Below are 26,742 nucleotides of genomic sequence, written 5' to 3'. Positions count from 1 at the left end.
ATGTACCTTCCCGTTAAAAAGCCTCTTTATTCAATCAGGAAGATGATTAATGTTTTTCTGTCTGGGGAGGCTCTTCCATCCATCCGTGTTTAATCATCAATTTTGCCCCTTTATGGGCATATTCAAAAATATCCTTCATGAATAAGGAGAGTTTCGCCGGCAGGTCATTCCGGAGACTGAAAGCTGTCCCCAGCGAATTCCCTCCTAACGAGAAGCTGCAGAACAGACTGACACAATAAAGCATCATTTTATCTGAGAATGGGGAGAGATGAGACTGGGTGACATTGCCGCCCGGGGTCATCGGCGCAGGCGTATCATTTTCAAACATGATCGTCGTCAGCTGCTTCACAATGCCTTTAGCCAGCTCCCCACCTTCATGGAAGTACTTTCTCGCTTCAGGTTCTTTGGCCACCTGTGAAAAACCGTAAATCATCTGCATACCGATGATATTGGACTCTATCGCGTGATGGATATGGGTCATTTCCACTGTATTCAATGCGCGCCTCCCTTTGACCGGCTTGAACATTTTCAGGTAGTCCTTATCCTGTACATGCTCCACCGGCTTTTGGATGGAGACATAAGGAGCCTGTGGAAGAAGTCCTCTTTCAAGCAGATACTGGGTGCACTTTTCATAATATTTTTGTGTAAGGTAGGTTAGTTCACGGTACATTTCAATAATATCCTTCTGATAGGACATCGTCAGGTTCAGCGTATGCATCCCCATACTGATTTCTTTCACAAGCCGGACGAACATGATATCAAAACCATTATCGTAGAGTTTTGGAACCTCTTTTGTCACATCGTCCTTCGTAAATCCAACCGGCACTTCAAGGCCATGCTTTTCAAATATTTTTTCCATCTTCTCCGCATAGGGTTCAATGTCCTTCTGCAGATGGACCATAATCTTTTCCGCATCCCGGTCATCCGCTTTCTCTATAAAATAGTCCAGCATCCTGAGGATCATGGTCTTTTGCTGGTAGGTCATCCATAACGTCCCGATTTCGGCAGAAGAAAGTTGAGAATTGACCGCCATACTGACTCCTCCAATTTGGATTGCACTAAAAACCTTTTGTAGCAGCGTGCTTTTCTTTTAGTCTGAGCTAAATCCCGTTTTTCATCCTTGACCTGCTAAAAAGACGAAGCCCACCTCTATCCACTAATATCAGAAAAAAGCATCAATATTTTTCACTGATCCAAAACCCCCATACCAGAGGAACATGAAATCGTTATCATGAAAAACAAGGAAGACGGCATTGTTTTTAACAAAGGATTTCGTGGTAGAACCCATTTAGCAGATTAAAAAAGGTGGTCATGTTATGAATCGTTCAATAAGCAAAGGGTGGATTTTCTTTTTCGGTGCCCTTGGCGGATTATTATATGGATATGATACCGGTGTCATTTCCGGAGCTCTGTTATTCATCAGTGATGATATCCCACTGACAGACTTCCTGGAAGGGCTCGTCGTCAGTTCTCTCCTCGTCGGTGCTATTGTTGGTGCAGGTTTGAGCGGCTACGTTTCCGACCGATTCGGACGAAGAAAAGTGGTATTTACGATCGCTTTGATCTACATAGCCGGGTCTTTTGTCCTTGCGTTTGCACCGAACGTTCCCATGCTCGTCACAGGCCGGGTCATATTAGGACTGGCAGTCGGCGGTTCAACAGCCATTGTACCGGTCTATCTATCGGAAATGGCCCCGACGGATTCTCGTGGTGCGCTGGGGTCGTTGAACCAGTTGATGATTACCATCGGGATCGTCCTTGCCTATCTCGTGAACTATGCCTTCGCACCTGTTGAAGGATGGCGCTGGATGCTCGGTCTAGCTGCGGTTCCTGCCGTCGTTCTTGCTGTAGGCGTCATCTTCATGCCGGAAAGCCCGAAATGGCTCCTTAAACAGAATCGGGAGAAAGAAGCGCGCAAAGTGATGGGATTGACAAGAGACGAGAAAGAAATCGAGAAAGAAATGGAACAGATGAAGAAAATCGAAGCGGAAAAAGAAGGCACATGGGATGTACTAAAAGCTAAATGGGTCCGCCCTATGCTTCTTGTCGGAAGCGGAATCGCTATATTCCAGCAACTGATCGGGATAAACGCGGTCATCTATTATGCTCCTACCATTTTTACAGAAGCAGGACTGGCCGATTCCGCATCCATCCTTGGAACCGTTGGAATTGGAGTATTAAACGTATTGATGACGCTCGTGGCTATTGCAACGATTGATAAACTTGGAAGGAAGAAACTGCTGCTGATCGGGAACGCCGGCATGGTCACAAGTCTTGCTGTTCTGGCTGCCATCTTGTTCACAGCAGAGCTTACCACAGCCATCGCCTGGCTGACGGTCGTTTTTCTGGGCTTGTTCATCATTTTCTTCTCCGCCACATGGGGACCAGTCGTCTGGGTCATGCTGCCGGAGTTGTTTCCGACTAAGGCGAGAGGGGCTGCTACAGGCTTTACGACACTGCTCCTGTCCGCTGCCAACTTGGTCGTCTCTCTCTTCTTCCCGATTCTACTCGGTGCCATTGGAACCGCGTGGGTATTCGTTCTATTCGCAGTCATCGGTATACTCGCGTTCCTATTCGTTTACACATATGTACCGGAAACGAAAGGACGAAGCCTGGAAGAAATCGAAAATGATCTACGGGGAAGCACCAGCTGAATCCCCTTAAACTCCCTGTCTTAGGACAGGGAGTTTTAATATTACGAATATTTCTTCTTTTTGTGAACTTCTGGATTTTATGTTTAGCGTCGTATATAATTCTGTTTATGCACTTTTTATAAAGTTTTTTCTGAACGAACTATACGAACGAGATAAACATTTCAGGAGGAATAACGTGAATAAACTTTCACCCATGTATTGGATTGCTTTAGCAATAGGAATTGTGTTTGTAAGCTGGGGAGCTATTTTCCCTGATCACCTTTTAAATACGATGATGACGATTCGGAATGGAATCCTTGACCGTTTTGGCTGGTTCTATCAATTCGCCGTCACCTTCATGCTCATTATTTCTTTCATCATTGCCTTCAGTAAATACGGGAGAATCAAACTTGGTAAAAAGGATGATAAACCCGAATATACTACTCCGACCTGGTTTGCGATGCTGTTCAGTGCCGGTATGGGGATTACCCTGCTGTTCTACGGATTGACAGAACCGGTCACCCACTATGCCAACCCACCCGTGGGAGATGCACAGACGATCGAATCAGCTAAACTCGGTCTTGAAATCAGCTATCTGCATTACGGGCTGCACGCCTGGGTCATTTACGCGATTGTATCCCTCGTGCTTGCCTACTTTAAATTTAAAAAAGATAAGCCGGGGCTTATGAGTGCTACCCTTACGCCACTTTTCGGTAACCGTATGAATGGTGTTGCCGGTTATATCGTCGATATCATCGCTGTTTTCGCTACCATCTTTGGTGTCGCCATCTCACTCGGTGTAGGTGCCCAGCAGATCAACAGCGGCCTTGAGTATCTATGGGGTGTGCCGAACAACTACGGCGTCCAGCTTATCATCATGGGAGTAACAGCCGTGCTGTTTATCTATTCAGCAGCTTCCGGCCTCTCTAAAGGTATCAAATACATCAGTAACATCAACTTGATTCTGACTGTCGTATTATTTGCAGCTTTCCTGCTGCTCGGACCTACAGGTTTTGTACTGGAAACGTATTCCACAACTCTTGGAAACTATATGCAGAACTTCGTTCAGATGGGGATGCGCTTCAGCCCGTTTGATGCAGAAAACAACCAGTGGGTAAAAGACTGGACGATTTTCTACTGGGCCTGGTGGATTTCCTGGACACCATTTGTGAGCTCCTTTATCGCCCGTGTATCCAAGGGACGTACCGTACGTGAATTTATTGTGGCGGTTGTTATTGCTCCTGCTCTTGTCTGTACCCTTTGGTTCGGCGTCTTCGGTGGAGCCGGCATCTACTTCGACTTTGTGGAAGGCGTCAACGTAGCCGGTCAGTCCATGGAATCTTCATTGTTCTATGTCTTTGACCAGCTTCCATTCAGCGGCCTGCTTTCCTTTGTAGCGGTGATCTTGATCATGACGTTCTTCATCACATCTGGAGACTCCGCCACATTCGTCCTTGCGATGCAGACATCGCGCGGAAGCTTGAACCCTCCATTCTTTATGAAATTGAGCTGGGGAATTATCCTGACAGCAATTGCCATGATTTTAATGGGAGCCGGGGGACTCGATGGTCTACAGGCCGCAGCGATCATCAGCGGGTTCCCGTTAACCATCATACTGCTGTTGATGATCGTCAGTCTGCTCAAGTCGTTTAGAGAAGAATTTAATGAAGCGGCTGAATCAGATTCTGAAGAAGAACAAGAAGAAAAATCTGCCTAACTAAAAGAAGCTGCCGGTATGGCAGCTTCTCAGACTGTCGAGGACTTTCTCGACAGTCTTTTTTTATGGTTTCGTCTGTTTTATTATTGATTGGAACGATTGGCAATTTCGATGGCGCGGTCCGTTTGTTCTGCTGCTTCATCAAGGGCGTCTTTTGGAGCTGTTCCCTGGTAGAGTTTTTCCAATGCTGTTACAACGTGCTGACGGGACTCCGGGAAAACTGAAATTAATGCTCCCTGTGTAGCTTTTGTTGATGTTGTATCTTCCAGCTGATTGACTGTAACCTGAAGCTGTGGATATTTCTCGTACTCTTCCTGTACAAGAGCTTCTTCGTATGCAGCCGGGTTTATCGCAAAATAACCTGTTTCTACATGCCATTCCGCCTGTACTTCCGGTGTCGTCAAGTACTTCATAAACTCCCAGGCCGCCTGCTGTTGTTCTGTTTCCATGCTGTTCGTCATCCAGATGGAAGCTCCACCGATCGCCACTCCTTCAGGCTCCACATCATCCGGGTGAGGGATGTAGGCGACGCCGACTTCAAAATCAGAGTTGTCAATAATATCACGGACACCCGCAGAGGAATCCATGTACATAGCTGTCTTCCCGGATTGGAATGCGGCACGGATATCATCCCAATTGGATCCGAAGTTCCCGAATGAACCAGCCTGGTTCATTTCATCAAGGAATGTAAAGACATTCTTCCCTGCTTCTTCATTGAAAACGGCTTTTGCAGGATCGCCGGAACGTCCATTTTCTTCATTAACGTAATATGCCCCCTGCGTGTATACAAGCTGTTCAAAGAACCAGCCATTATTCAACATAGAAAATCCATACTGTTCTACATTTCCACCGCCTTTTTTCGTCAACTTTTCAGCGGCATTCTTAATCTCACTATAAGTGCGTGGAGCGCTTTCCGCATCCAGTCCTGCTTCTTCAAATGCATCTTTATTGTAAATCAGGACTGGTGTGGAGGAATTGAAAGGCATGGAATACATGTCTCCATCAACGGCATAGTAATTTGTAATGTTTTCCTCAAGCTGAGAAGTATCATAGTCATCATTATCAATAAATGTCTGTACAGGTTCGATAAAGCCACTTTCAATCATGTAGCGGGTACCAATTTCATAGGTCTGTACAATTGCCGGCGCGTCCTTACTTCCGCCGACACTCCGGAACTTTGTCAAAGCTTCATCGTACGTACCTTGAAACTGAGGAACGACGTTGATTTCCGGGTTCTTCTCGTTAAAATCAGCGACAATCTCTTCCAATGCTTCTTGAGGACCTCCACCCATGGCATGCCAGAATGTAACCTCAGTGGCCTCATCATCTGCCGCTGCTTCCCCAGTTTCAGCATTTCCCGTATTGGACTGTTCCTCTGTAGAAGCTGTATCCTCTTCTTCGTTGTCTGCAGCCGCTCCTGTATCATTGTTACATGCAGCAAGTACCATAAGGAATAGTGCGAATACAAACAGACCCCAGCGTTTCGATTGTTTCATTATTGAACCCTCCCTATTATTTTAAAGCTCCCTGCGTTAAGCCTTTCTGAAGCTGCTTCTGCCCTGCGAATAATAACAGCAGCGTAGGAATCACTACGATGATAACCCCCGCCATGACCACCCCCCAATCTGTGGAGACTTCTTTCGTCTGCATCTGTTTCAAAGCGATTTGTACTGTCCTTACCGTTTCATCATTCGTAACAAGCAGCGGCCAGAGATACATATTCCACGTCGTGAGAAAACCATAAATACCGAGCGTAACTAAACTGGTTTTTGACACAGGAAGGACCACTTTGTAGAAAAATTGAAACCGACTGAGCCCTGCCACCTGCGAAGCTTCTTCCAATTCTTTCGGAATCGTTTTGAAATGCTGCCGCAGCAGGAAAGTCCCGAATGCGAGCGCAAAAAATGGAACGGTCAAGCCAAAGTAGCTGTTGATCCAGCCAAGCTCCTGAATGGTGACGAAGTTTGGAATCATGGTCGCTTCCCATGGCACCATCATCGTTGAGATAAATAAAAAGAAGAGTGCATTCCTTCCTTTGAATTTTATAAAAACAAAAGCAAAGGCTGCGAGACTACTGACAATCAGCTGTCCTGCCATGACGGCTGCGGAAATGACAAGACTGTTCCATAAATAGCTGAGAAGCGGAAGACTTCCAAAGGCTTTTTTATAGTTGTCCAAAGAAAAGCTGCTGGGAAGAACAGCCCCGGAGAGCACTTCTCTTCCATTCATAAAGCTGACCATCAGTGCATAGACCGTCGGAAAGAACAGGATGATGGAGGACAAAATCAGCAGGATGTACAAGGTAATCCGTTTCCTCATTCTCATTGATAATGCACCTTCTTTTCACCGAATTTGAACTGCAGGATAGTCACAATCAGAATACAGCCGAACAGGATAACCGCCTGGGCACTCGCTGTACCAAACTGATAATTGACGAAGGCTTCACGGTAAATCGAATAGACAATCAAATTCGTTGATTCAGCAGGCCCCCCCTGTGTCAGAATATCCACCTGTCCAAATGTCTGGAAGGCATTGATCAGGGAAACCGTGACGATAAAGAACATCGTCGGTGACAGCATCGGCAGGGTGATCCTCCTAAGCTGGTACCAGTAGCCGGCTCCTTGAATGCCGGCATTTTCATACAAATGCTCATCAATGTTCTGGAGGCCTCCAAGGATTATGAGAAAAGCGAAACCCGTATTCATCCATATCGTCGTCACAGAAACGGAAATGATCGCCCAAGTCGGATCAAGCAGCCACTCCACCTGACTCAGCCCGAGCGTGCTCAGCATCTGGTTAAGAGCTCCAAGACTCGGGTGGAACAAAAACAGCCAGATGACGGAAGAGGCTGCCACCGACATCCCCATGTTTGAGGAAAAGATCGTTCGAAAAAAGCCGATTCCCTTTAACTTTTCATTGGCAATCAAAGCTAGAAACAGTGCAAGGATTACACCCGCTGGAACTGTAATCAGGACAAATAGAATGGTAGCCCGCAGACTTTTCAAAAATTCATCAGAGGTAAATATGTATGCATAGTTTTCCAGACCTACGAATACGGAAGGCATGCCATCATAATCGGTAAGAAAGAAGCTTAAGTAGATCGTCCGGAACATCGGGTAAAAGACGAATACAGAGAACAGGACAAAGGATGGCAGCAGATAAAGCATCGCCTGCCAGAAATCCTTACGCAGTGGGAACGCTTTTTCCGAGTGCTCTGGAAGATCACCGCCCTCATATCCGCTCTCCTTTGTCAGAGGGGCGCTGTTCATAACAGGACCTCCTTTCTGCTTATTTCAGCTGCAACATCCGGACTCTGTCCATGCTTGATACTCTTTTCAGATGCTTTATCAAACAAAGCGACGTCCGCATAATCAATCATGACCGGAATCCGATCCCCGGGCTTCACCGGCCACTGCCCGCTCCATCGGGCGTACCAGTCCCGGCCGGCTGCGGTGAACATAAGAACGGTCTCATTCCCCAGTACTTCGACGTTTTTCACTTCGATCAGACCCGACCCCTTTTCCCTAACTGGATCATGGACGAAACGAACAGCCTCAGGACGGATTCCTGCATACACATGCGTCTGGTCAATGGCTTCTCCATTTGGAAGTGGTATGGGAGCAAGCCCCTCAATGAACAGCTTGTGATCCTTGATTTCCCCTTCCGCTATGTTCATCGGAGGGGAACCAATAAACGTAGCTACGAAGGGATTGGCCGGCTGGTTATAAATTTCGAGGGGTGTTCCGATCTGCTGCGTAACCCCTTTGTTCAGAACCATGATCCTGTCTCCCATCGTCATGGCCTCCACTTGATCATGAGTCACATAAATAATTGTCAGTCCAAGCCTTCTTTGAATCTGTTTAATTTCAGCACGCATATGTGCTCTGAGCTTAGCATCCAGATTGGAGAGCGGTTCATCCATAAGACACACAGGAGATTCGTCCACAATGGCCCGGGCAAGGGCGACACGCTGACGCTGCCCCCCCGAGAGCTGTCGGGGTTTACGCTTTAAGTAGTCGGTCAAACCGAGCATTTCCGCTGTTTCCCTGCCCCGTCTTTTTCTCTCTTCCTTCGGTACTTTTTTTACGTGCAGCCCGAAGACGATGTTATCGAAAACAGTCAGGTGCGGGTAGAGAGCATAATTTTGAAATACCATGGAAAGATCCCGCTCACTCGGCATAAGCTGATCCGCCCGCTTGTTTCCAATTGTAATCGCGCCCCCATTCGTTTCCTCCAGACCGGCAATCATCCGAAGCAGTGTACTTTTTCCGCAGCCGGAGGGACCGACAAGTACAAAAAATTCCCCTGCTTCAATGGTGGCATTCACATTCGATAAAACCGGCGTTGTGCCGTCATACGTTTTATAAAGACCATCCAGCTTTACCTGTTTCATTGAGTTCCACTTCCTTCCATTTTCAATCGGGAGGTATTCCATAAATCAGGGTTTCCTGTAGAAACCGCTGATGCGCCATGATCAAGCGCCATTCTCATCTGCTCATACTCCGCAAAGAGCCCACCCGTAACGATAGGGACATCAACATGGGTTTTCGCCTTTTCAATCATGGATGGAATCAATCCGGGCATCATTTCAACGGCATCAGGGCGTCCTTTGTTAATGGAATCCAAACCATGTTGGAATGCATCCGAATCCACCATGAAAAGACGCTGAATCGTAGATAGATTCAACTTCTTAGCTTTTTGAATCAGCTGACTCTTTGTCGTTATGATTCCATCCGGGTCTGCAAACCTGTGCAGAAACTTCAGTCCTTCCGTATCCGGGCTGATCCCCTGGATTTTATCAAGATGAATATACACTCTTCGGTCATGGTTCTTTAAGTGCCGGACATATTTGCCGATCATCGACAAATCTCCAAATAATAAAAAGGCTGTACGGAGATCCGTTTTCAGGAAAGCGTCCAGCGCTTTCGGACTTTTAATTGATGCAATGAGACGATCATTCTGCAGTGCTTCTATAAGTGCTCGATCCGCCATGGCAGTATCCCCCTTTAGTCCAAATAAAAAAGACCATGAACAAACTCAGCCCCTCCCATTCCACTCCCGGAAAGAAACTGTTCTTGTTGATGGTCTCTCTGGTCTCATCATAAAAAGCTATCCACTTGTCAATTGCTATAGTAAACAGAGAATGTTAATTCAGTATTATAGTAAGGTAGCTGTCTTGTAAATTCACACGACTCATTTTTCTTCAGCGCATGGACAGTAAAAAAAAAGCCTGGCTCCTTACAATTGTAAGGAGCCAGGCTTTTGATCAACCCCCGGCAATCATCCGGGCGAGCTGGCCGCATAGGAGGGCGGCGTACATGCCGACGACATTCCCGAGAATTCCCATGAGAAGACCGACAGGCGCAAGAGCCGGCTGGAATACGGACGCTACAATCGGCGCAGAACTTGTCCCACCAATATTCCCCTGTGAACCGACAGCGACGAAGAACAATGGAGCACGAAGCAGACGGGCAGCAGTGAAAATAAAGAGTATGTGAATAGAAAGCCATACCACTCCCATTAAGAGAAATTCAGGAGCTTGAACAATATCTGCAAGATTCGCTTGAGCCCCTATTCCGGTAAGGAACAGATAAATTCCCATATACCCAATTTTGCTGGCACCGTAGTATTCAAGCTTCCGCACCTTCGTAAAGGAAAGCAGAATACCAACAGCGGTAACAAGCAGGAATGTCCAAGTAGATGTGCTCATCACATCAGATTTAGGGATGAATGACAAATCAGCAAACAAACGGATCAAGTATGAACCGGCAAAACCGACCGCCAGAATCGCGAACAACTGTGGCAGCTCCAGCGGTTTAGCGTTGCGTGCTACGTCGGTAGCAATATCTTCGTTGATTTTTTTAATTGTAGAGTTATCTGCCTTGTTCCACTTATTGAATCGATCCTGGAAGTTGGCCAGGGAAATCATGACACCCATCCAGCCGATTCCGACGAGTGTATCGGTCAGAATAATCGGACTTAAAATATCATCCGGGGTCTTGAAGGCTTCCATCATGGCACCCATGTTGCCGGTACCACCAATCCAGCTTCCGGCAAGCGCTCCGACTCCGCGCCAGGCTTCATCAGGAAGCACACCTTGGAACAGGGCGAAAGCAACCGGGCCGCCGACGACGACTCCGAGAGTTCCTGCCAGGAAAACGAGGACCGCTTTTCCGCCGAGTTTCAAAGTGGCCGGAACGTTCGTACTGATCATAAGAAGCAGCAGACCTGCTGGAAGCATATAAGTACTTAAGAAGCTGTAAAGGTCAGAACTCTGCGGGATAATGCCGAATGTCGTCGACAGCATCGGAAGAAAATACATCCAGATCAACGGCGGCAGATAGCCGAAGAACTTTTTCAGTGGTGCATAATCAACCGTCGCTAACATGAAAACAATGCCGACGATGGCTATTAAATAGGCGAAGACCGCCATAGGCTCTTGGATAAGGGCTTGTGTGAAAATCATGATGATACTCCTTTTCTACGTAATCCTTTGAATTATCAAATAATTTATGGTCTATAAAAGCCACATTGAGGGAGTATAGCACAGGAAAACCCCGTGAGAAATAAAAAAGTTCTGCCATTAATTTTCCAATCCATCCTATAAAAAAGAAGCTTCCTACAGGGGCGCGCATGTAAACGCTCCCCTGTAAAAAGCCACTTTTGAAAAATTTATTTCAATTGTATCAATCGTCCAAGATGTTCGATGATTTCGTCTGTAAAAACCTGCAGACGTGTCAAGTCTTCTTCCTTATCGGGATGCATATCCACTTTCCATCCCTCCGTCATCCGCTCACCACCGACTGCCGTTAACCTGTTTTCAAAAAGGGACACAGCTTCACAGAACTGCGGGTAGGAGGTATCCCCTGATCCAAAGGCAGCAATACACTTACCTGTCAGATCGATGTCTTCCAGATCTTCATAGAAATCTTCCACTTCATAAGGTAGATCCCCATCATTCCATGTATAGGATCCTAAAAGGACCGCATCGAAACCGACGAGAAAATCAGGCTCGATTTCTTCTATTTCATCCAAGTGGATGTCGTGATCTCCCTCAAGACGCCCCTTGATCAAGTCCGCCATTTCCTCCGTATTCCCGGACATGCTGGCAAAGCCAATAAAAATTCGTGCCATGGGTTACACACCCTTTACGAGGCTGTCTTCAAGGTAACCGGAAAGCCGGGCGTGGAGACGTGCATGTGTCCGGAAACTCTCCTCATCTTTACATTCCAAAGCCTGATTGATTTTATACGTGTGATAGTTGAGAGCAAGCTGGATATCCATCTTCGTAGAGACTGCACGGCGGTCGTAAAGGTCCTGGACAAACTGGGCGGACATTGGAAAAGCGCCCCCCTCATTTTTTCGCACGAGCACATACCAGCCACGGTTGGCAACTGTGTATGGATTTTGAACAATATGTAAACGATCTCCCTTTTCAAACCGGATCGTTTGATGACACGAGCATTGACGACTTCCTTTTTCATACGTAAAGGATTTGACAACAAACAAACATTCCTGCATTGTCTTCTCTCCCTTCCTTATTCACACTTACATCATAATTGATAACGATTATCATTGTCAATAAAAATAAAACGCACAGTCCTCCTGTACGTTTGTTCCGTATGAAAGTGTCCGTCCTGGAGCTGTTTTTTTTAAGAATAACGCTTTCTTCCTGAGCGCCTGCTTTTTCTCTTCCTTCTGCTTATGATACGACTCCAACGCCGCCTGAGTCTTTTTGTTTATCTTATGGTGATGACTGCGGGAAAAGCACGGGCCGAAGATCCACTTGGGCAGGCGACCTTCAGAAAGGGAAGGGACTTTCGCTCCTGGCGGTAGAAAGAAAAAAGCTTGTAAAGAAACAAAGGTTTCTCTACAAGCTGAGGGAGGGTATCCTTTTCATGCTGTCAGGAAGACTCCCGGCAGATTTTGAAAATGATCATTATGGAAAGAGAGTCGTTCGGTTTTTCAACTTCCTCTTTTTCACTCATAAGGATCTCCGGCATCTACTCTTTTTTCAACAATCCGTTCTCCAGACAGAACGCCAGCAGCAGCTCCTTATATCCATGCTCCTCAAACTGGATTCCAATTTGATCCCCGCCATATTCGGAAATGATGCCTGCTCCGAATTTCCGGTGGGACACCTTCAACCCAAGCTCCATCTCCCCTTCTTTTAGCAGCGATTCATCCGATAAGTCGACAGCCGGACGGACCGGCGCCTTTTTCTTCTTCTCCCCTTCCGGCTGGATAATGCGGCGGACATTCATAAGAAAAATGGACTCTGTAACCCTCTCACTGCCTTTATAGTTGTAGGAAAGGAGTTCAAGATGCGAGCGTGCCCGCGTCATGCCGACGTAAAACAACCGGACAGCTTCCTCCATAGGTGCGCGGTCTTCACTTCGATACCGTTCCATGTCATCCTTGGACGGCACTACCCCGTTAATGAGGTCGATCATATAGACATTGTCGTATTCCAGCCCCTTAGCGCTGTGGAAGGTCGTCAGAGTCAGGGGGGCTTTATTTTTGTTGTACTTCGACGTCTGAATCAGTTGTTCAAGATGCTTCAACCTGTCTGCAAAGCCCTTCAATGAACCAAGACCGTGGGCAATTTCCTCAAGGGTGTCCAGAATGCCGAATAGATGCTCCGCATTGAAGCCGAAGTTCTCACACATTTTCGTGACCGCCTTGTCATAACCGAGCTTACCTCGGATCATACGAATGGCCTTGCCGGGCTCCATGGTGTTCATTTCATGAAACATCTTTTTTGCCTGAGCGAGATTTTTGTCTTGATACGAAGGAATATCCTCTTCTCTCAACACATCAAAAATGGAAGTTGAGATATGTGTTCTTTTCAAAAAAGCGATCTGCTTTTTCGTGATATAGCCGTTGAATTTCGTATGAATCCGCTCCAGGATATCCACCCGCTGATCGTTATAGCTGAAGCGCATGAAGTTCAATATATCCTCAACGATCCAGTGCTTGAAAAACTTGGCGTCAATATCCTTCATATAAAAATCGATGCCTGCCTTATCAAGCTTATCTGCCAGTGGAACCGCTGATGAATTGTTCCGGTATAAAACAGCCGTTTCCTCCCCCGGAGAGGCCGCTTTCACAGCTTCCGCGACATAGGTCAGCTGCTGGTCATAATTACTGAACGTCTGCATCTGGATGGGCGCATTGGACGGATTTTCCGTAAACATCTGCTTCGGATAGCGGTTTTTGTTCCGTTTAATAAACTGATTGGACGCCTCCACGATTTCCTTGGACGACCGGTAGTTCTGTGACATCGTCATTACGGCGGCATCCGGATAAACCTTCTCGAATTGCAGCAGCTTCGTTACGTCGGATCCCCGCCACATGAAAATCGACTGATCATCATCCGCAACGACGCACAAATTGTTGTGCGGACGTGCCAGAAGCTCCACGATTTCATGCTGGACCACACTGTTATCCTGACTTTCATCGGTGAGCACATATTCAAAGCGGCGCTGATAACGGCTCAGCAGCTCTGTGTCTTCCAAAAGGAACTGATGAGCATACGTGAGCATATCGTCAAAATCGAGCAGAAGCCGATCAGGAACATGCTGTTTTTTAAACCGCTCGTACTCTTTATACATATCAGCAGCCTGTTTCACCTGACACGAAACTTTCTCCAGCTCCTTCCCTGACAGCATCCGGTTTTTCACAAAGCTGATGTAAGTCATCAGCTCATCCATCTCATCCTCGGACATCTGTTTCTGATGGATATCCTCATAGATCCTTTTCAAAATAAACTTTTTGTGAAGCGGGACATCCGGTCCATGGAAACCCTTCTTCAGTTCTTCATCACTGACATTACCCTCTATCAGCTGGAAGGGTTCTCCTCTTTTCTGCAGCGTCTCCCGGACGACTTGAAAGGCGAAACTGTGAATCGTTGAGAAGTGGACCTTTTCATTCGTGAGGGAAGAAAAAAACCGGTCAAAACGCTCAGACATATCCCGGGCTGATGCTTTACTGAAGGTAATGGCCATGATCCGCTCCGGCTTCACCTTTTTTTCAAGAAGCAGGTAGCCGATTTTCATATTCAGTGTCGTCGTCTTCCCGGATCCCGGCGAGGCCAGCAGGAGCAGCGGGCCCTCCGTGTGAAGAACCGCCTGCTTCTGGACATCGTTCAGTTTTACTCCCGTGTGTTGTTCCATGTTTGTGAAGAAATCCATATGTTCGTCCCTTTCTGTTCAAGAAAGAAAAAATAGATGGAAAAAGGCCCGTCCGTCCCTTTTCCATCTACATTTTCCATCATCATTGTTGTTCCATTATACCTGCTTCATCCAATCGATTCCAGATGATTTTCTTCCCTCTTTTTACATGAGATCACACCAAAAGATTCATACTAACGATGACAAGGAGGTGGAGAACGATGGCGAAGAAAACAAAGAAAAACCAAGCTGAACAGAAGAATAAAAAAGGCTTTGAGCCAAAACAGGCCGATGTAGAGTTTTCTGAGGAGTTCGGCAGCGCTGCTGCGAATGAAGCTCATCAGAAAGAAGCGAAAAAAGCCCGCAAATCCAAAAAAGCAAAACAAGATAACTAAATGAATGTAGAGGATTTCCCTTTTTCAGGGAAGTCCTCTTTCTATAGCTGGAGGTTATGATGAAACGTACAGGTCTACTTACCATCATTATTTTTTTCTCTCTTTCCACATCAACTGTCTCTGCAAGCGTCCTGTATACCGTGAAGCCCGGGGACAGCTTATGGGAAATCGCTGCACAATATGAAACAACGACAGACCTTTTGAAAACCATAAACGGCATGACGGACGGTTCGCAAATCATGCCCGGGCAGTCGGTGATCATCCCCGGGAGTGCGTACCACGTAACAACAGGGGATTCGCTTTGGAAAATTGCCCGGATTCATCAGACGTCCATCCATGCTTTGAAAAAACAAAACAGCATCAGCGGAAATGTCATCACGCCCGGGCAGATGCTCCATATCCCGCAAAGCCGGAAACAACCAATTACAGCTGGAGCATTTTTCATCCCGGGCAGCCCTGTAAAAAACCAACAGTCCATCGACTATTATGGGGAGTATTTATCTGCCCTCGGCCTGTTCGAATACCGGCCGGATGAGAGTGGAAAACTCAGCCGACTGAACGGTGAAGACTCCATCTCCCGCACATGGAAAGAAGGCTTGATCCCCCATGCCACCATCACCAATTTAACAAAAGAGGGCTTCGATCCAGACTTAGCCCACCGTCTGCTGTCTAATGAGAAGAAACGAAAAGCGTTGATTGAAAATATCGCCGGCCTCGTGGACGAAAAGCAGTACAAAGGTGTCATTATTGACTTTGAAAGTCTGCACGAAAAGGACAGGGCTTCTTTTAATACATTTGTTCAGCAGCTTTCCACCCGGCTCCATAAAATAGGAGGAGAAGTCGGAGCCGCCCTGCCTCCGATGACCGGTGCCTACACCCCTGCCCACCACAAAGCCTATGACTACAAAACCATCGGCGAGGCCGTCGACTTCGTTTTTCTCATGACGTACAACTGGCACTGGATGGGGGGAGCTCCAGGAGCTATTGCTCCAATCAAGAAAGTTGATGCCGTTATGAATTATGCAGTAACAGCCATACCGAAAGAAAAAATTTTCTTAGGAATCGCCATGTACGCCTATGACTGGAATACAGAAGATCCTGAAGATGTCCAAGCCTATTCCCAGCAGCGGGCCGTCGATACAGCGATGGAGCACCAACGTCCAATCTATTATGATTTTGAAAAAGGAAGTCCGTGGTTTTCCTACACCGACCCTCAAGGCGACATTCATGAAGTGTGGTTCGAAGATGCCCGGTCCATTCTGGCCAAATACAGACTCGTAAAAAAATATGATATCCAGGGTGTCGGCGGCTGGAAAACCGGTCTTGATTTCCCTCAAGCCGGCTTCCTGCTTAAAGAAGAGTTCACCATAAAAAAACGGTGAACCGCCGCGCTTCCAAGCTATGATAAAATGAAAGAATCATAGAGGTAGGAGTGGGATCGATGGATAAAAAAGACATAGCCGGGATCCGGAAACAATTGAAGGTCGACAATGACCTTATGAAGATATCGAATATTTTCAACGTCTATATTATGAAAGAATCAACGGATATCTATCACCATCAGAGCCAGCCGTTCGAGATGCTGGACCGAGATCAGCAGGAGCTCTTTATGACCAACTTCAAAAAAGTGCTCACAGGACAACTCGATGAAAAGCTGTTCGAACTGAAATTCAAACAAGAGGCAGAGGATTCCAGCCAATTCATTCTGCACCGCGGGCTCTTGAGCCGTAACGTAGAAGACTGGAAACAGGAAATGCTCGCCATGACGGAAAAAATGATCAAAGACCACCCGTACGAAAAAGATGTTGTCATCACTTTCATCCGGGCCGAATACTTAAAACCGACAAGACGGCGCAGTGAAGAATCAGAGGAAAGTGACCGGGATGCCGTGTACTCCAACCCGTTTATTCTCTGCAGCGTCAATCAGACAGAAGAGCCGAAAAAAGAAATCCAGTTCGACTATGTTGAAAAGGAATTCAAATACAACATCCAGGTCGACCCGGTCATAGACTTGAAACACCCGCTCACAGGATTCATGTTCCCGAGCATTACGGAAGGAACCTCCGACGTCAACCATGTGCTTTACGCCGCGGGCAAAGCCAACGAACCGGACTACTGGTTTATCGAAGATGTTTTGAATGGTGAAGAGATCATGACCGCGAAGGAAGACAAAGCCGTATTTGAGGAAGTCATCCGCGGTGTCGTCGGGGATCAACTGAGTCCATCCACCCTCGCCAATGTGTATGGGGAAATCAACAAAGTGGTCGAGGAAAATGAGGATGATACCCCGCCAAAGCTTGATTACCGTGACGTGGAACGGGTATTGAACCAGAGCGGCGAGCAGGTCGAAGGCGAAAAAGTCAAACATGCCTTCCAAATGATTACCGACAATGAAGGATACGAGCTGAAAGCGAGCAGTATCGTCCCCAAATATAAAACGAAATCCATCAAGATCAACACGAAAGTGGCCAACATCTCCATCAGTCCCCAGGACCTGGAGTTCGTCAGACAGGTCAACTACAAAGGGAAACGGTGCATCATGATTGAAATTGAAGAAGATGCAGAAATTGACGGATTTAAAATGCTGCCGGAGGCCTTCGGAAACGAACCTTCCTAAAAAAAAGGGAGTGGACGATGATGTCCACTCCCTTTTTTTCACCTTTGTCCGATAAGCTCCTGCTTGGAAGCATTTTTCTCTCCTGTATAGCCTTCCGGATTCTGCTTCCGCCAGTTCCAGGAGTCCACACACATATCATCGATCGTTTTCTCTGCCTGCCACCCCAGCTTCAAATGAGCTTTGGCCGGGTCTGCGAAGCACTCCGCAATATCTCCGGGACGACGGTCCTGAATTTCATAAGGGACTTTCCGGCCGGAAGCTTTTTCAAAAGCCTGGACAAGCTGGAGGACACTGTATCCTTCGCCTGTTCCAAGGTTGTATGTCTCGATCCCGGTTTCCCCGGCCGTCTTTTCCAGTGCATGGACGTGGCCTCTCGCCAGGTCCACGACGTGGATATAGTCCCGGACTCCTGTACCGTCCACAGTCGGATAGTCATCCCCAAACACCTTCAAATCAGGGAAGTGGCCCACAGCCACCTTTGTAATATAAGGCATCAGGTTGTTCGGAATACCAGCCGGATCCTCCCCGATTCTTCCACTGGAGTGGGAACCGATTGGATTGAAATAACGCAGCACGGATATGCTCCATGCTTCATCAGAGACATATACATCCTGAAGGATCTCCTCAAGCATCAGCTTTGTCCGCCCATAAGGATTGGCAGCTCCGACAGACGCGCTTTCCGTAAGAGGAAGAGAGTCCGGTGTACCATAAACAGTCGCCGAGGAAGAAAAGATCAGCTGTTTGACGCCGAATTCCTTCATCACTTCACACAGCATCAGTGTCCCGGTAATGTTGTTATGGTAGTACGTGAGTGGCATAGAGACGGATTCACCGACCGCCTTCAGTCCTGCCAGATGAATGACCGCTGTAATGCCGTAGTCCTCAAAGACCTTTCGTATCAGGTCCTGATCCAGCAGATCCCCTTCAACGAACGTCAGCGTCTTCCCTGTAAGCTCCTGTACACGGAGCAGTGATTCCGGGTGGCTGTTGTATAAGTTATCAATGACGACAACCTCATGGTTCCGCTCCAATAATTCAAGACAGATATGGCTTCCTATGTATCCGGCCCCGCCTGTAACTAAGATCATTGCCTCTCCTCCTCTATCATTATCTTACTTGGAATGTACAGGAAATTTAAGGATATGTCTACTGTAAAAGGAAAGGAGCCCATCTTTAGGCTCCCTTCTAAAAGTCCTTGTTCTGTTCGTTTTTCGACATTTTTACGCCATTCAGCCCATTTTTCAAGAAAATTTTTGTATAATTATTACCAAGCATTATAATGGCTGGATTCATGATAATGGATGAACCCGTGACTTTCTGCCAGCGCCTGACTTTTGGACTTCTGAGAGAAGGAGACGGTTAATATTTCCAGACCTGTTTCCCGGCGAAGCTGCTTCAAATCCTGCATCCGGTCCAGGGCCCATTGGTCTTTCGCTACCGAGGAGTGATTGTAATTCTCCCACATAATGCCGTCTACATAAGGATACGTCGTTGTCGACAACGTGCCGAACCCCCAGTTTTGAATAAGGGACAAAGAAGGGTGTTGGAGCCGGATCTCCTGCAGAAAGACGGCCATACCAGCGCGCTGCTCATCCAGCACATCAGATCCGCAGTGTTCGTTATCGATATTCCCGACAGTATCTAAAAAGACACCGTCCAAGCCTTTATCAGCCACCTGTTTCTCAATCTCAGCAAGAAGCACCTGCTGGTAATGCTCAGAGGTGATATCGGTCAGGTAAGAATCCCATTCCGGATAATAGACACGCTCCCCATCACGGTGGAAAAAGTCGGACTCCTCCAGCTGACTGATCAGCGCAGTATTCCAGTTATCGGCTTCCATCGTGTTGATGTACCCATACACCAGTGTCCCGGACTGCTGAATCGTTTCAATCTGGCTTTTAGTATAGAACACCGGTTCAATCATGACAGCATCATACGCCTGCATCTTATTCAAGATCGCTTCGGTCGGAGAATCATAATAAATTTTATAGGACTGCACATTGGAAAGTGGATGAGAAGATTGTGCAGAAGTAGATAGAGGGGAAAGTACAAGACCAGCGGCTAAAACAGCAAGAAAACCCCATTTCATCTTTGTGAAAACACCCATGATACGCCTCCTGATTTTCCAGAGAGCGGCTGTGGCATTGCAGACTGGCTATCGGCTCCTGGAGGGACCTGAGACCCATGTCTTTGCGCCCTTACCTTTCGATAAGTCTGCCTTTCTCTATTCAATTTTATCCACATTATACCACACGTTTAACATGTTAAAGCACTTTAAATCCATATGGAGGTGATTGGATGTTCTACCAACAATCCAGTTTTATCAGGAAGTTTATTGAACTGATTCTCGTATTTTCAGTATTGGGGTTCCTTGATCAGTCGTTGGAATGGGACATGCTGGAATGGACGCTGAACCCTGTGTTCTTTGCTGTCCTTTTGTTTTCCCTCAGATACGGTCTGAATTTTGCTCTTTTGAGCTTTTTTGCTGCATTAATCTATCATGTGTATGACATTTATCAGCGGGATGGGGACTTATTTCTCTTATTCTATGATCCCGCCAATTATTTATCGCTCCTCTTCCTGCTGCTGGCCGGCGTCATTACAGGGCTGTACAGCACGTCCTTCCGGGAAAGGTATGAAAGTCAGCAGTATGTGCTGAAGGAAACGAAAGATGAAAATGAGGAACTGAAAACATCTTTAACCGCTCTGGAACGGTCTCAACGGGTCATGCAGGCAAAGGTCCTTGATTCCGAGTACACCCTTTCCCGGATTTATGAAGTCGGAAAGACGCTTGATCAGCCTTCTCCAGAACTTGTCCGAAACGAAGCGGTTACAATCATCGGAGACCTGTTTGAAGCGGAAGACTTAGCTGTATATCATGTCGACTCTTCTAAGAAATCGCTGCGCCTCCGCGTTCGAAAAGGAAATACCGAACGACTTCCGCAAACGATTTTCATCGATGATGCGGCCTCGATTTTCTCACGCGGACTGAAAAACAAAACGATTTGTTTAAAGACAGTTGATGATGAAGCCGATGCTCCGGTGCTGATCGGACCGATCGTCTACAATCAGGACGTACGGGAAGTTCTTGTCATTGATCAGCTCGATTTTGCCAAACTGACGAAATATGAAGTTCAAATCCTCTCTCTCGTGCTCGACTGGATGGCCAACCGGATTGAAAGAGCCGGGGAATATCTTCGTAAAGAAGAAGAGCAGAAGATGTATCCAGGCACAAGTATTTATGATAAGGAAGCTTTTGACGAACTCGTTCAGCTTCAGGAAAAACGAGCGGAGAAATACGGTGTGCCTTATAGTGTTGTTTCCATCGATGTCAGCCCTTACAGAGAAATGTCGGCCGTGGAAGCAGAAATCATCCTGCGTGCCTACTTGAGAGAATTGGACATCATGGGGTACGACCAGACGGAGCAGCATTTCCACTTCCTGCTTCCAGGTACGAGCTCCGAAAATGCATCCATCGTCGAAGAGCGTATTTACAAAGCACTTGATACAAAAGGCGGGATTCACATTGGTTAATTTCCAGGAACCCTACTGGCTGATCTTTTTCTATGTTATTCACGGCCTCACCGTTCTGATCGTTTCTCTTCTGCTTCGAAAAAGAATGCATAAAAACAAAAAAGGAACCATCACATGGCTCGCCATTACCAGCCTGTTTCTCCCAATTATCGGAGAACTTCTCGGACTGGCCGCCTGGCTGGCTGCGAAAGCTTTTGGTACCAATCACATGATTGATGATTACGATGATTATGTCACATTCACGCCGTTGAATCTTGAATACCTGCGTTATGAAGCATCGTCAAGCATGGATTTATTGCCAATCAGTGATGCCCTGTTAAGGAACGATGGCGCCAACCAGAAAGAATTGATTGTCAGTCTGATCAATTCCGATATTTCCAATAAAGGCCGGCACTTGAACCTCGGCCTGACCAACAACAATTCAGAAACCGTCCATTATGCAGCAACAACCATGAACGTGCTGTCCAGCCGGTTTGAAAAAGAACTGGAACATGCCAGAAAAGAACTGGCCCCGGAAGCACCGATGTCTTTCGAGCGTTTATGCAGCGTGTACGAACGTTATCTGGGAAGCGGCATTCTCGATGAGAACGGACAGGCGCGGCTCGAGAAACAGTATGAACAGCTGCTTGAAGAAATGGTTCCAAAACTTGAAAAAGAACCATGGATGTACCGCAGCCTCGGCGATAATTACATACGCCGTGGCAAAGAGGAAAAAGCGGTGGAGGCTTTCCATGAGATGGTCAGCCGTTTCCCTGCCCATCCAGGAGGCTACTTGAAATTGATTGAATTTTACTATGCAGGACGCGACTGGACAAACATCAAGCCTGTGCTCTACGACCTTTTCCAACATGTGAAGGAAGAGGACATCCCAGAAAGCCAACGCTTTATTATCCAACAGATGGGAGGAAAAGCGCTGTGAAAAAACAAATCACCATTTATGCATCGATTCTTTTCCTGCTTTTCACTGCTGCCATTATCATTTTGCAATTTATGCGGCTCGATCTGTTTCAACAATGGTTTCCTGCCGAAACAGCACAAGGAACGCCAGTGGAAACGATGAGCACGGAGAAGAATTCCACAGAAGGAGAAGAACTTCAGGTTTATGTACATAAAAATGATACCCCTCTGTCCAAGGACGCAGTGGAAAACCTGGAATACGCGATGGACTACGCTAAGGTTTCCTATCAGGAGATAACAAAAAAGGAAATGGAAGAGCTGACGCCTTCCCCTTATAACGTCCTCGTTCTCGGAGGCGAGCACTCAAAAGAATGGCCTTATGAAGAAATCCGCTCCTTCGTGGAAAAAGGGGGCCGCCTGTATATTGCTTCGCGCTTCATCAATGCTGATTGGAATGAGCTTCTAGGCTTGGAAGATGTAGAGGATTTCCTCGACGATATATACGGGTTGACGTTTGAGAAGGAAGTTTTCCCTGGATATATGGATTTAGGTGAAGATTCCCAGCTGTTTTCCCACAGCATCGCTGATGTTGAACTCGCCGAATCCGCCGAAGTTTACATTTCAGCAGAAGATCACCCGATTTTATGGGCGAACAGCTACGGAGAAGGAAAGGTAATGTTCTGGAACACATCTTCTGTTACAGAAAAAAGTTCAAGAGGGTTAATGCTGCAGGCCTTATCCTTCCTACCTCCAACCTTTGTTTCCTCACAGGCGGGTATTAAGGTCATGCATATCGATGACTTCCCATCTCCCGTTCCCAGTGGAACGACAGATGTAATCCAGCGGGATTACGATTTGACTGTGGAGGACTTTTATTCGGAAGTCTGGTGGGAGGATATGAAGCGGATCGGAGAAGAAGAAGATGTGATTTATACCGGATACTTGATTGGAACCTACCAGGACACGATGGATATGACAGCAGAAGACCTGATTGAAACCAGACGCTTCCCGATGCTTTATTTCGGACGCAAGGTATTGAAGGAGGACGGTGAGATTGGACTGCATGGATATAATCACCAGTCTCTTGTAACAGCAGATGAACCGATCGATCCTGAATACGGCTATCGACCTTGGAAGAATCAAGGCGAGATGGAAGAGTCTTTAAACCGGGTGGACGAACTGTTCGACTACTATTTCAAGGAAAAGGACGTCTACTCCTACGTTCCTCCTTCCAATGTATTAAATAAAACCGGGGTACGTGCTCTCCACGAAGTATTCCCGGAGCTTGAGGCTGTATCCGGCTTATATACGGGTGACAAGGAGACGGGAGCCTTCTTACAGGAATATGAACCGAACAGTGAGTTTCCGTCCATCTACCATTTCCCAAGGATTTCAAGCGGGTATGGGGAGACAGATGAAGAGCGTTTCGTCCAGATTGATGCGATTGCGAACTTCGGGGTATTCGCCCACTTCATCCACCCGGATGATGTCCTCGATCCATACAGGGCCGGAGACAGTGGATGGCCGGAAATGAGGCAGTCCTATGAAGATATGCTCCACTATATTCACGATCACTACACCCACCTGAAGGGAATGCGGCAGACGGACGCCACAAAGAAAATGAAACAGTACCAGGCTTCTGTTATTGATGTAACCTATCAAGACGACCAGGTTGTTGTTCAGGGGGAAAACCTCCTCTCTCCTTCCACAATTCTTGTCAGGGTGAACAGTGGAAGTTTGGAGACTGGATCCTTTGACTATGGTGTTGTCGAATCCCTCGGTGAATCAGGCACACTTTATCAAGTGACACTGAACCAGCCGTATGCTGAAATTAAGAAAAAGGATGAAGCCTTGTGAGAATAGGAATGGTCGTTGAAGGGAGCTACCCCTACGTAAGCGGCGGTGTGGCAAGCTGGGTACAGATGCTTGCTGCACAGATGCCTCAGCATGAGTTCGTCATTATCGCCATTACCCCTGAGGAAATGACTGCTGCCGATTACCGTTATGAGCTTCCTTCCAATATCACGGAAGTCATCAACCTTCCATTGAATCTAAAACCAGCCGCAAAAAAACGGCGCGTCAAGCTGACCGAAGAAGAACAGCACAAACTCACGGATTGGATGATGTTCCGTCGTCTCCCCCCGGATGTGCTTGATATTTTCAAGAATAAAATCGGTTCGACCGAAGCACTCTTTTCAAGCGAACTTTTTTGGAATATGGTTCAGGAAAGCTACCGTGTTGAAAACCAATCCGGGTCCTTCATTGATTACTTCTGGATGTGGCGTGGCATGTTCACGCCTGTGCTGGAGCTGCTGCAGGCGGATTTTCCTGACCTTGACCTGATCCATTCTGCCTCTACCGGCTATGCCGGACTGATTGCGGCCGCCATCAAACAGCGCCAAGGGATTCCATTCCTTCTCACAGAACACGGGATCTATTCCCGTGAGCGCGAGGAAGAAATTCTGCAGGCCGGATGGATTCCGGAATACTATAAAAAACGCTGGGTCCAATTTTTCCATCATTTATCGAAGCAGGCCTATTCAGAAGCGGATGATGTGATTACGCTGTTCGACCGCAACAGCCGGCTTCAACATGAACTGGGAGCTGATGAAGACAAGCTGTCTGTCATTCCGAACGGCATTCACTATGACCGGCTTTCAGGAATTGGAAAGCTGCCTAAAGCAGAAGTTCTGAAAATCGGAGCCATCGTCCGGGTTGTTCCAATCAAGGATATTAAAACGATGATCAATGCGGCCAAGATTCTTGATGATCAAGGTGTTCCATTTGAACTGACGATTATGGGACCTCTTGATGAAGAGGAAGAGTATGCGGAGGAATGCCGGCAGATGATTGAACAGCTGAGTCTCGATCACTGCGTTACCCTCGCTGGTAAAGTTAATATTATAGACTACCTTCCTCACTTTGATGTCTGCCTTTTGACAAGTATTTCAGAAGGACAGCCGCTGGCGGTGCTTGAAGGCATGGCAGCAGGGATTCCCTATGTGGTTACAGACGTCGGGTCCTGCTCAGAGCTGATGTACGGACGCGAAGATGATCCTTACGGTCCGGCAGGCTTTGTCGTTCCTCCCGTGAACCCGAAAGCCATCGCCGAGCACTGCCAATGGTATTATGAGCACCCCAAGGAAGCTGAAAAGTTCGGAAAAAATGGACAGAAACGGGCAGAAACGTATTATCAAGTGCACCAATTCATCGATCAGTATAAAGAGTTGTATGCAGAAAGGGGGATCGCTTATGGCCGGAATCGGGTTTAAGCTGCAGAAATTATTTCAGGAGGACTACTTCTCCTCCCGGATCAAAGCCTATGCTTTCGCAGGGCTGGTCACCTCCGGTCCATGGCTTGTCGTCATTGCCACCATCGCTGTGATCCAGTGGATGACCTCCTTCTTCTCTCTGCTCGACCTGCAGGAGAGGGAATTGTTCAACCTTTCTGTTGCGTACTGCTTCATCTTTTCCCAGGTCCTTTTCGGTGTGCAGCAGTTGGTTGTCACGCGGTACACCGCCGATCTTTTTTATGAAAAACGGACAGAGGCCATTTTTCCGACGTTTATCGGGATGACGAAGGTGACGGTTGGACTAGCCTTTATCGGGTGGTTGATTTTCTTCTGGATTTCACCGCTTCCTTACTACTTTAAATGGCTGATGCTGATTCTATTTGTGACCGTCAACCTCATCTGGGTGCTGTTTTTATTCCTGAGCGCAGCGAAGTTCTACCAGGCCGTGGCCTACAGCTTCCTGGCCGGAGGCGGAGCCGCTCTCCTTCTCGTCTTCCTGTTTGGAAAAAACGTTTCCTGGTTTCCGGTGTTCGAACACTCCAACAGCTTTTTTCTGCTAGCCGGATTTACGTCAGGCATGCTCGTGACGTTGTTCGGGTTATTCATGTCGATGCTCATGACGTTTCCAAACAGGTCAAAGGAAAACCAGTTCAGCTACCTGGATTATTTCGACCGTTTTCCTTCCTTGTTCTGGACGGGATTCTTGTACAATATCGGCATCTGGGTCTGCAACTGGGTGATCTGGTTCGGTGAAGGGAACGGCTTCCTGCTTGACTCCTTTTTGTACCATCGGATTTATGATACGGCGATATTCTGGTCGTATTTAACGATCATCCCTACGCTGATCATTTTCGTCGTTTCCGTTGAAACGCGTTTTTATGAGCGGTACCGTGTCTTTTACGGTTATATCAATGAAGGAGGCACCCTTTCCCAGATCAAGACTGCAAAAACAGCGATGCAGCGCGTACTGAAGCAGGAAATGGAGCGTTTGATCCGCAGTCAGGGGCTTTTCTCTTTATTGATTCTCCTGACGATCGGAAGCATCGCCTCCTTCTTATCCCTGGAACCTGAAATTGCATCGATTTTCCGCTTTACGACCATCGGTGCGTTTGCCAATGCGATGGTTCTTGTGATCACACTGATCCTCCTCTATTTTGAAGACCGGCGGGGAGCCATGTGGACATCCATCATCTTTTTCCTATTGAATCTCGGGTTGTCGGTATTGTTCCTCCCATTCGGCTATGACGGCTATGGGCTGAGTTTCTCGATTGGGTCCACGCTGGCCTTTGTATTCGCATTAGCCCGCTTGATTCTTTTCATTGAGAAGGTCGACTACCATGCTTTCTGTCAGCCGCAGGCACTCACCTATACGCAAAAGCGCAAACCATTTACAAAGCTGGGGGCATGGATGAACAAACGCACCCTCTTCTAGCAGAAAAGGTCCGTCCCCATCATGGGAACGGACCTTTTCATTCTCTATAATG

At 47.1% G+C, this 26,742-nt stretch carries 22 protein-coding genes and 1 riboswitch; of the genes, 10 read left to right on the top strand and 12 right to left on the bottom strand.

What is annotated here, in order from left to right:
- Positions 1 to 46 precede the first annotated feature (46 nt).
- Positions 47 to 1,033: a DUF3231 family protein gene (locus QMA39_RS14620; protein ID WP_281659176.1), complete on the bottom strand. Its 987-nt coding sequence runs from the start codon at positions 1,031 to 1,033 to the stop codon at positions 47 to 49.
- A gap of 283 nt (positions 1,034 to 1,316) precedes the next feature.
- On the opposite strand from QMA39_RS14620, the gene QMA39_RS14615 reads away from it, so the two are divergent.
- Positions 1,317 to 2,654 carry a sugar porter family MFS transporter gene (locus QMA39_RS14615; protein WP_281659175.1) on the top strand — a complete coding sequence of 446 codons (1,338 nt, stop codon included), beginning with the start codon at positions 1,317 to 1,319 and terminating at the stop codon, positions 2,652 to 2,654.
- Positions 2,655 to 2,829: 175 nt separating this feature from the next.
- A complete protein-coding gene (locus QMA39_RS14610) occupies positions 2,830 to 4,350 on the top strand; it encodes a BCCT family transporter (RefSeq protein ID WP_340689475.1) in 1,521 nt (506 codons plus the stop codon).
- Positions 4,351 to 4,433: 83 nt separating this feature from the next.
- Here the strand turns inward: QMA39_RS14610 and QMA39_RS14605 are convergent, their stop codons facing one another.
- From QMA39_RS14605 to QMA39_RS14565, 9 genes are all read right to left on the bottom strand, one after another.
- Positions 4,434 to 5,846, bottom strand: coding sequence for an ABC transporter substrate-binding protein (locus QMA39_RS14605; protein WP_281659174.1), 1,413 nt, complete (start codon positions 5,844 to 5,846; stop codon positions 4,434 to 4,436).
- Positions 5,847 to 5,862: 16 nt separating this feature from the next.
- Positions 5,863 to 6,675, bottom strand: a complete 813-nt coding sequence (locus QMA39_RS14600; protein WP_281659173.1) for a carbohydrate ABC transporter permease — start codon at positions 6,673 to 6,675, stop codon at positions 5,863 to 5,865.
- Positions 6,672 to 7,541, bottom strand: coding sequence for a sugar ABC transporter permease (locus QMA39_RS14595; RefSeq protein ID WP_281659251.1), 870 nt, complete (start codon positions 7,539 to 7,541; stop codon positions 6,672 to 6,674). The genes QMA39_RS14600 and QMA39_RS14595 overlap by 4 nt, the downstream gene beginning before the upstream one ends.
- A 74-nt stretch (positions 7,542 to 7,615) precedes the next feature.
- Positions 7,616 to 8,743, bottom strand: a complete 1,128-nt coding sequence (ugpC, locus tag QMA39_RS14590; RefSeq protein WP_281659172.1) for a sn-glycerol-3-phosphate ABC transporter ATP-binding protein UgpC — start codon at positions 8,741 to 8,743, stop codon at positions 7,616 to 7,618.
- Positions 8,740 to 9,342, bottom strand: coding sequence for a glycerol-3-phosphate responsive antiterminator (locus QMA39_RS14585; protein ID WP_281659171.1), 603 nt, complete (start codon positions 9,340 to 9,342; stop codon positions 8,740 to 8,742). Before QMA39_RS14585 ends, ugpC begins: the two co-directional genes overlap by 4 nt.
- Positions 9,343 to 9,616: 274 nt before the next feature.
- Positions 9,617 to 10,816 carry a DUF819 family protein gene (locus tag QMA39_RS14580; protein WP_035532266.1) on the bottom strand — a complete coding sequence of 400 codons (1,200 nt, stop codon included), beginning with the start codon at positions 10,814 to 10,816 and terminating at the stop codon, positions 9,617 to 9,619.
- 206 nt (positions 10,817 to 11,022) lie between these two features.
- Positions 11,023 to 11,484 (bottom strand): flavodoxin, encoded by a 462-nt coding sequence (locus QMA39_RS14575; RefSeq protein ID WP_281659170.1) that lies wholly within the window; start codon positions 11,482 to 11,484, stop codon positions 11,023 to 11,025.
- A gap of 3 nt (positions 11,485 to 11,487) precedes the next feature.
- Positions 11,488 to 11,871, bottom strand: a complete 384-nt coding sequence (locus tag QMA39_RS14570; protein WP_281659169.1) for a hypothetical protein — start codon at positions 11,869 to 11,871, stop codon at positions 11,488 to 11,490.
- A gap of 482 nt (positions 11,872 to 12,353) precedes the next feature.
- The gene (locus QMA39_RS14565) at positions 12,354 to 14,543 is read right to left on the bottom strand and encodes an ATP-dependent helicase (RefSeq protein ID WP_206933975.1); all 2,190 of its coding nucleotides are present in this window, start codon (positions 14,541 to 14,543) and stop codon (positions 12,354 to 12,356) included.
- A gap of 200 nt (positions 14,544 to 14,743) precedes the next feature.
- Between QMA39_RS14565 and QMA39_RS14560 the strand changes: the two genes are divergently transcribed.
- Genes QMA39_RS14560 through QMA39_RS14550 form a run of 3 tightly spaced genes read left to right on the top strand, consistent with a single transcriptional unit; the run spans position 14,744 to position 17,534 of the window.
- Positions 14,744 to 14,917 (top strand): hypothetical protein, encoded by a 174-nt coding sequence (locus QMA39_RS14560; protein ID WP_169516211.1) that lies wholly within the window; start codon positions 14,744 to 14,746, stop codon positions 14,915 to 14,917.
- Positions 14,918 to 14,976: 59 nt separating this feature from the next.
- Positions 14,977 to 16,299 carry a LysM peptidoglycan-binding domain-containing protein gene (locus QMA39_RS14555; RefSeq protein ID WP_281659168.1) on the top strand — a complete coding sequence of 441 codons (1,323 nt, stop codon included), beginning with the start codon at positions 14,977 to 14,979 and terminating at the stop codon, positions 16,297 to 16,299.
- Positions 16,300 to 16,358: 59 nt separating this feature from the next.
- Entirely contained in the window at positions 16,359 to 17,534 is a 1,176-nt protein-coding gene (locus QMA39_RS14550) for a DUF4317 domain-containing protein (protein ID WP_206933971.1), read from the top strand.
- A 38-nt stretch (positions 17,535 to 17,572) separates the two neighbouring features.
- Here the strand turns inward: QMA39_RS14550 and galE are convergent, their stop codons facing one another.
- Together galE and QMA39_RS14540 are read right to left on the bottom strand one after the other, a co-directional pair.
- A complete protein-coding gene (galE, locus tag QMA39_RS14545; protein WP_206933970.1) occupies positions 17,573 to 18,622 on the bottom strand; it encodes a UDP-glucose 4-epimerase GalE in 1,050 nt (349 codons plus the stop codon).
- A gap of 176 nt (positions 18,623 to 18,798) precedes the next feature.
- The gene (locus QMA39_RS14540; protein ID WP_206933968.1) at positions 18,799 to 19,641 is read right to left on the bottom strand and encodes an endo alpha-1,4 polygalactosaminidase; all 843 of its coding nucleotides are present in this window, start codon (positions 19,639 to 19,641) and stop codon (positions 18,799 to 18,801) included.
- Between the two features lie 35 nt (positions 19,642 to 19,676).
- Positions 19,677 to 19,763: riboswitch (cyclic di-GMP riboswitch) on the bottom strand.
- Between the two features lie 69 nt (positions 19,764 to 19,832).
- Here QMA39_RS14540 and QMA39_RS14535 point away from each other — a divergent pair.
- Genes QMA39_RS14535 through pelG form a run of 5 tightly spaced genes read left to right on the top strand, consistent with a single transcriptional unit; the run spans position 19,833 to position 26,690 of the window.
- On the top strand, positions 19,833 to 21,068 hold the full coding sequence (locus QMA39_RS14535; protein ID WP_281659167.1) for a hypothetical protein: 1,236 nt from the start codon (positions 19,833 to 19,835) through the stop codon (positions 21,066 to 21,068).
- Entirely contained in the window at positions 21,061 to 21,987 is a 927-nt protein-coding gene (locus QMA39_RS14530; protein WP_281659166.1) for a hypothetical protein, read from the top strand. Before QMA39_RS14535 ends, QMA39_RS14530 begins: the two co-directional genes overlap by 8 nt.
- Positions 21,984 to 23,822 carry a DUF2194 domain-containing protein gene (locus tag QMA39_RS14525; RefSeq protein WP_281659165.1) on the top strand — a complete coding sequence of 613 codons (1,839 nt, stop codon included), beginning with the start codon at positions 21,984 to 21,986 and terminating at the stop codon, positions 23,820 to 23,822. Before QMA39_RS14530 ends, QMA39_RS14525 begins: the two co-directional genes overlap by 4 nt.
- Positions 23,819 to 25,237, top strand: coding sequence for a GT4 family glycosyltransferase PelF (gene pelF, locus QMA39_RS14520; RefSeq protein ID WP_281659164.1), 1,419 nt, complete (start codon positions 23,819 to 23,821; stop codon positions 25,235 to 25,237). The genes QMA39_RS14525 and pelF overlap by 4 nt, the downstream gene beginning before the upstream one ends.
- Complete coding sequence (gene pelG, locus QMA39_RS14515; protein WP_027955763.1) at positions 25,218 to 26,690, top strand: exopolysaccharide Pel transporter PelG; 1,473 nt, start codon at positions 25,218 to 25,220, stop codon at positions 26,688 to 26,690. The genes pelF and pelG overlap by 20 nt, the downstream gene beginning before the upstream one ends.
- The last annotated feature ends 52 nt before the right edge of the window (positions 26,691 to 26,742 follow it).

Origin of the sequence: Halobacillus sp. Cin3, assembly GCF_947311855.1 — a bacterium.
Lineage (GTDB): Bacteria > Bacillota > Bacilli > Bacillales > Halobacillaceae > Halobacillus > Halobacillus kuroshimensis.
The sequence above is the reverse complement of the archived record's forward strand: the minus strand, read 5'-3'. Positions and strand labels throughout refer to the sequence as shown.

Coding starts and splice junctions, on each gene's coding strand:
- QMA39_RS14620 (WP_281659176.1), bottom strand. CDS start 1,033: ATGGCGGTCAATTCTCAACTTTCTTCTGCCGAAATCGGGACGTTATGG.
- QMA39_RS14615 (WP_281659175.1), top strand. CDS start 1,317: ATGAATCGTTCAATAAGCAAAGGGTGGATTTTCTTTTTCGGTGCCCTT.
- QMA39_RS14605 (WP_281659174.1), bottom strand. CDS start 5,846: ATGAAACAATCGAAACGCTGGGGTCTGTTTGTATTCGCACTATTCCTT.
- QMA39_RS14600 (WP_281659173.1), bottom strand. CDS start 6,675: ATGAGAATGAGGAAACGGATTACCTTGTACATCCTGCTGATTTTGTCC.
- ugpC (WP_281659172.1), bottom strand. CDS start 8,743: ATGAAACAGGTAAAGCTGGATGGTCTTTATAAAACGTATGACGGCACA.
- QMA39_RS14585 (WP_281659171.1), bottom strand. CDS start 9,342: ATGGCGGATCGAGCACTTATAGAAGCACTGCAGAATGATCGTCTCATT.
- QMA39_RS14580 (WP_035532266.1), bottom strand. CDS start 10,816: ATGATTTTCACACAAGCCCTTATCCAAGAGCCTATGGCGGTCTTCGCC.
- QMA39_RS14575 (WP_281659170.1), bottom strand. CDS start 11,484: ATGGCACGAATTTTTATTGGCTTTGCCAGCATGTCCGGGAATACGGAG.
- QMA39_RS14570 (WP_281659169.1), bottom strand. CDS start 11,871: ATGCAGGAATGTTTGTTTGTTGTCAAATCCTTTACGTATGAAAAAGGA.
- QMA39_RS14565 (WP_206933975.1), bottom strand. CDS start 14,543: ATGGATTTCTTCACAAACATGGAACAACACACGGGAGTAAAACTGAAC.
- QMA39_RS14560 (WP_169516211.1), top strand. CDS start 14,744: ATGGCGAAGAAAACAAAGAAAAACCAAGCTGAACAGAAGAATAAAAAA.
- QMA39_RS14555 (WP_281659168.1), top strand. CDS start 14,977: ATGAAACGTACAGGTCTACTTACCATCATTATTTTTTTCTCTCTTTCC.
- QMA39_RS14550 (WP_206933971.1), top strand. CDS start 16,359: ATGGATAAAAAAGACATAGCCGGGATCCGGAAACAATTGAAGGTCGAC.
- galE (WP_206933970.1), bottom strand. CDS start 18,622: ATGATCTTAGTTACAGGCGGGGCCGGATACATAGGAAGCCATATCTGT.
- QMA39_RS14540 (WP_206933968.1), bottom strand. CDS start 19,641: ATGGGTGTTTTCACAAAGATGAAATGGGGTTTTCTTGCTGTTTTAGCC.
- QMA39_RS14535 (WP_281659167.1), top strand. CDS start 19,833: ATGTTCTACCAACAATCCAGTTTTATCAGGAAGTTTATTGAACTGATT.
- pelG (WP_027955763.1), top strand. CDS start 25,218: ATGGCCGGAATCGGGTTTAAGCTGCAGAAATTATTTCAGGAGGACTAC.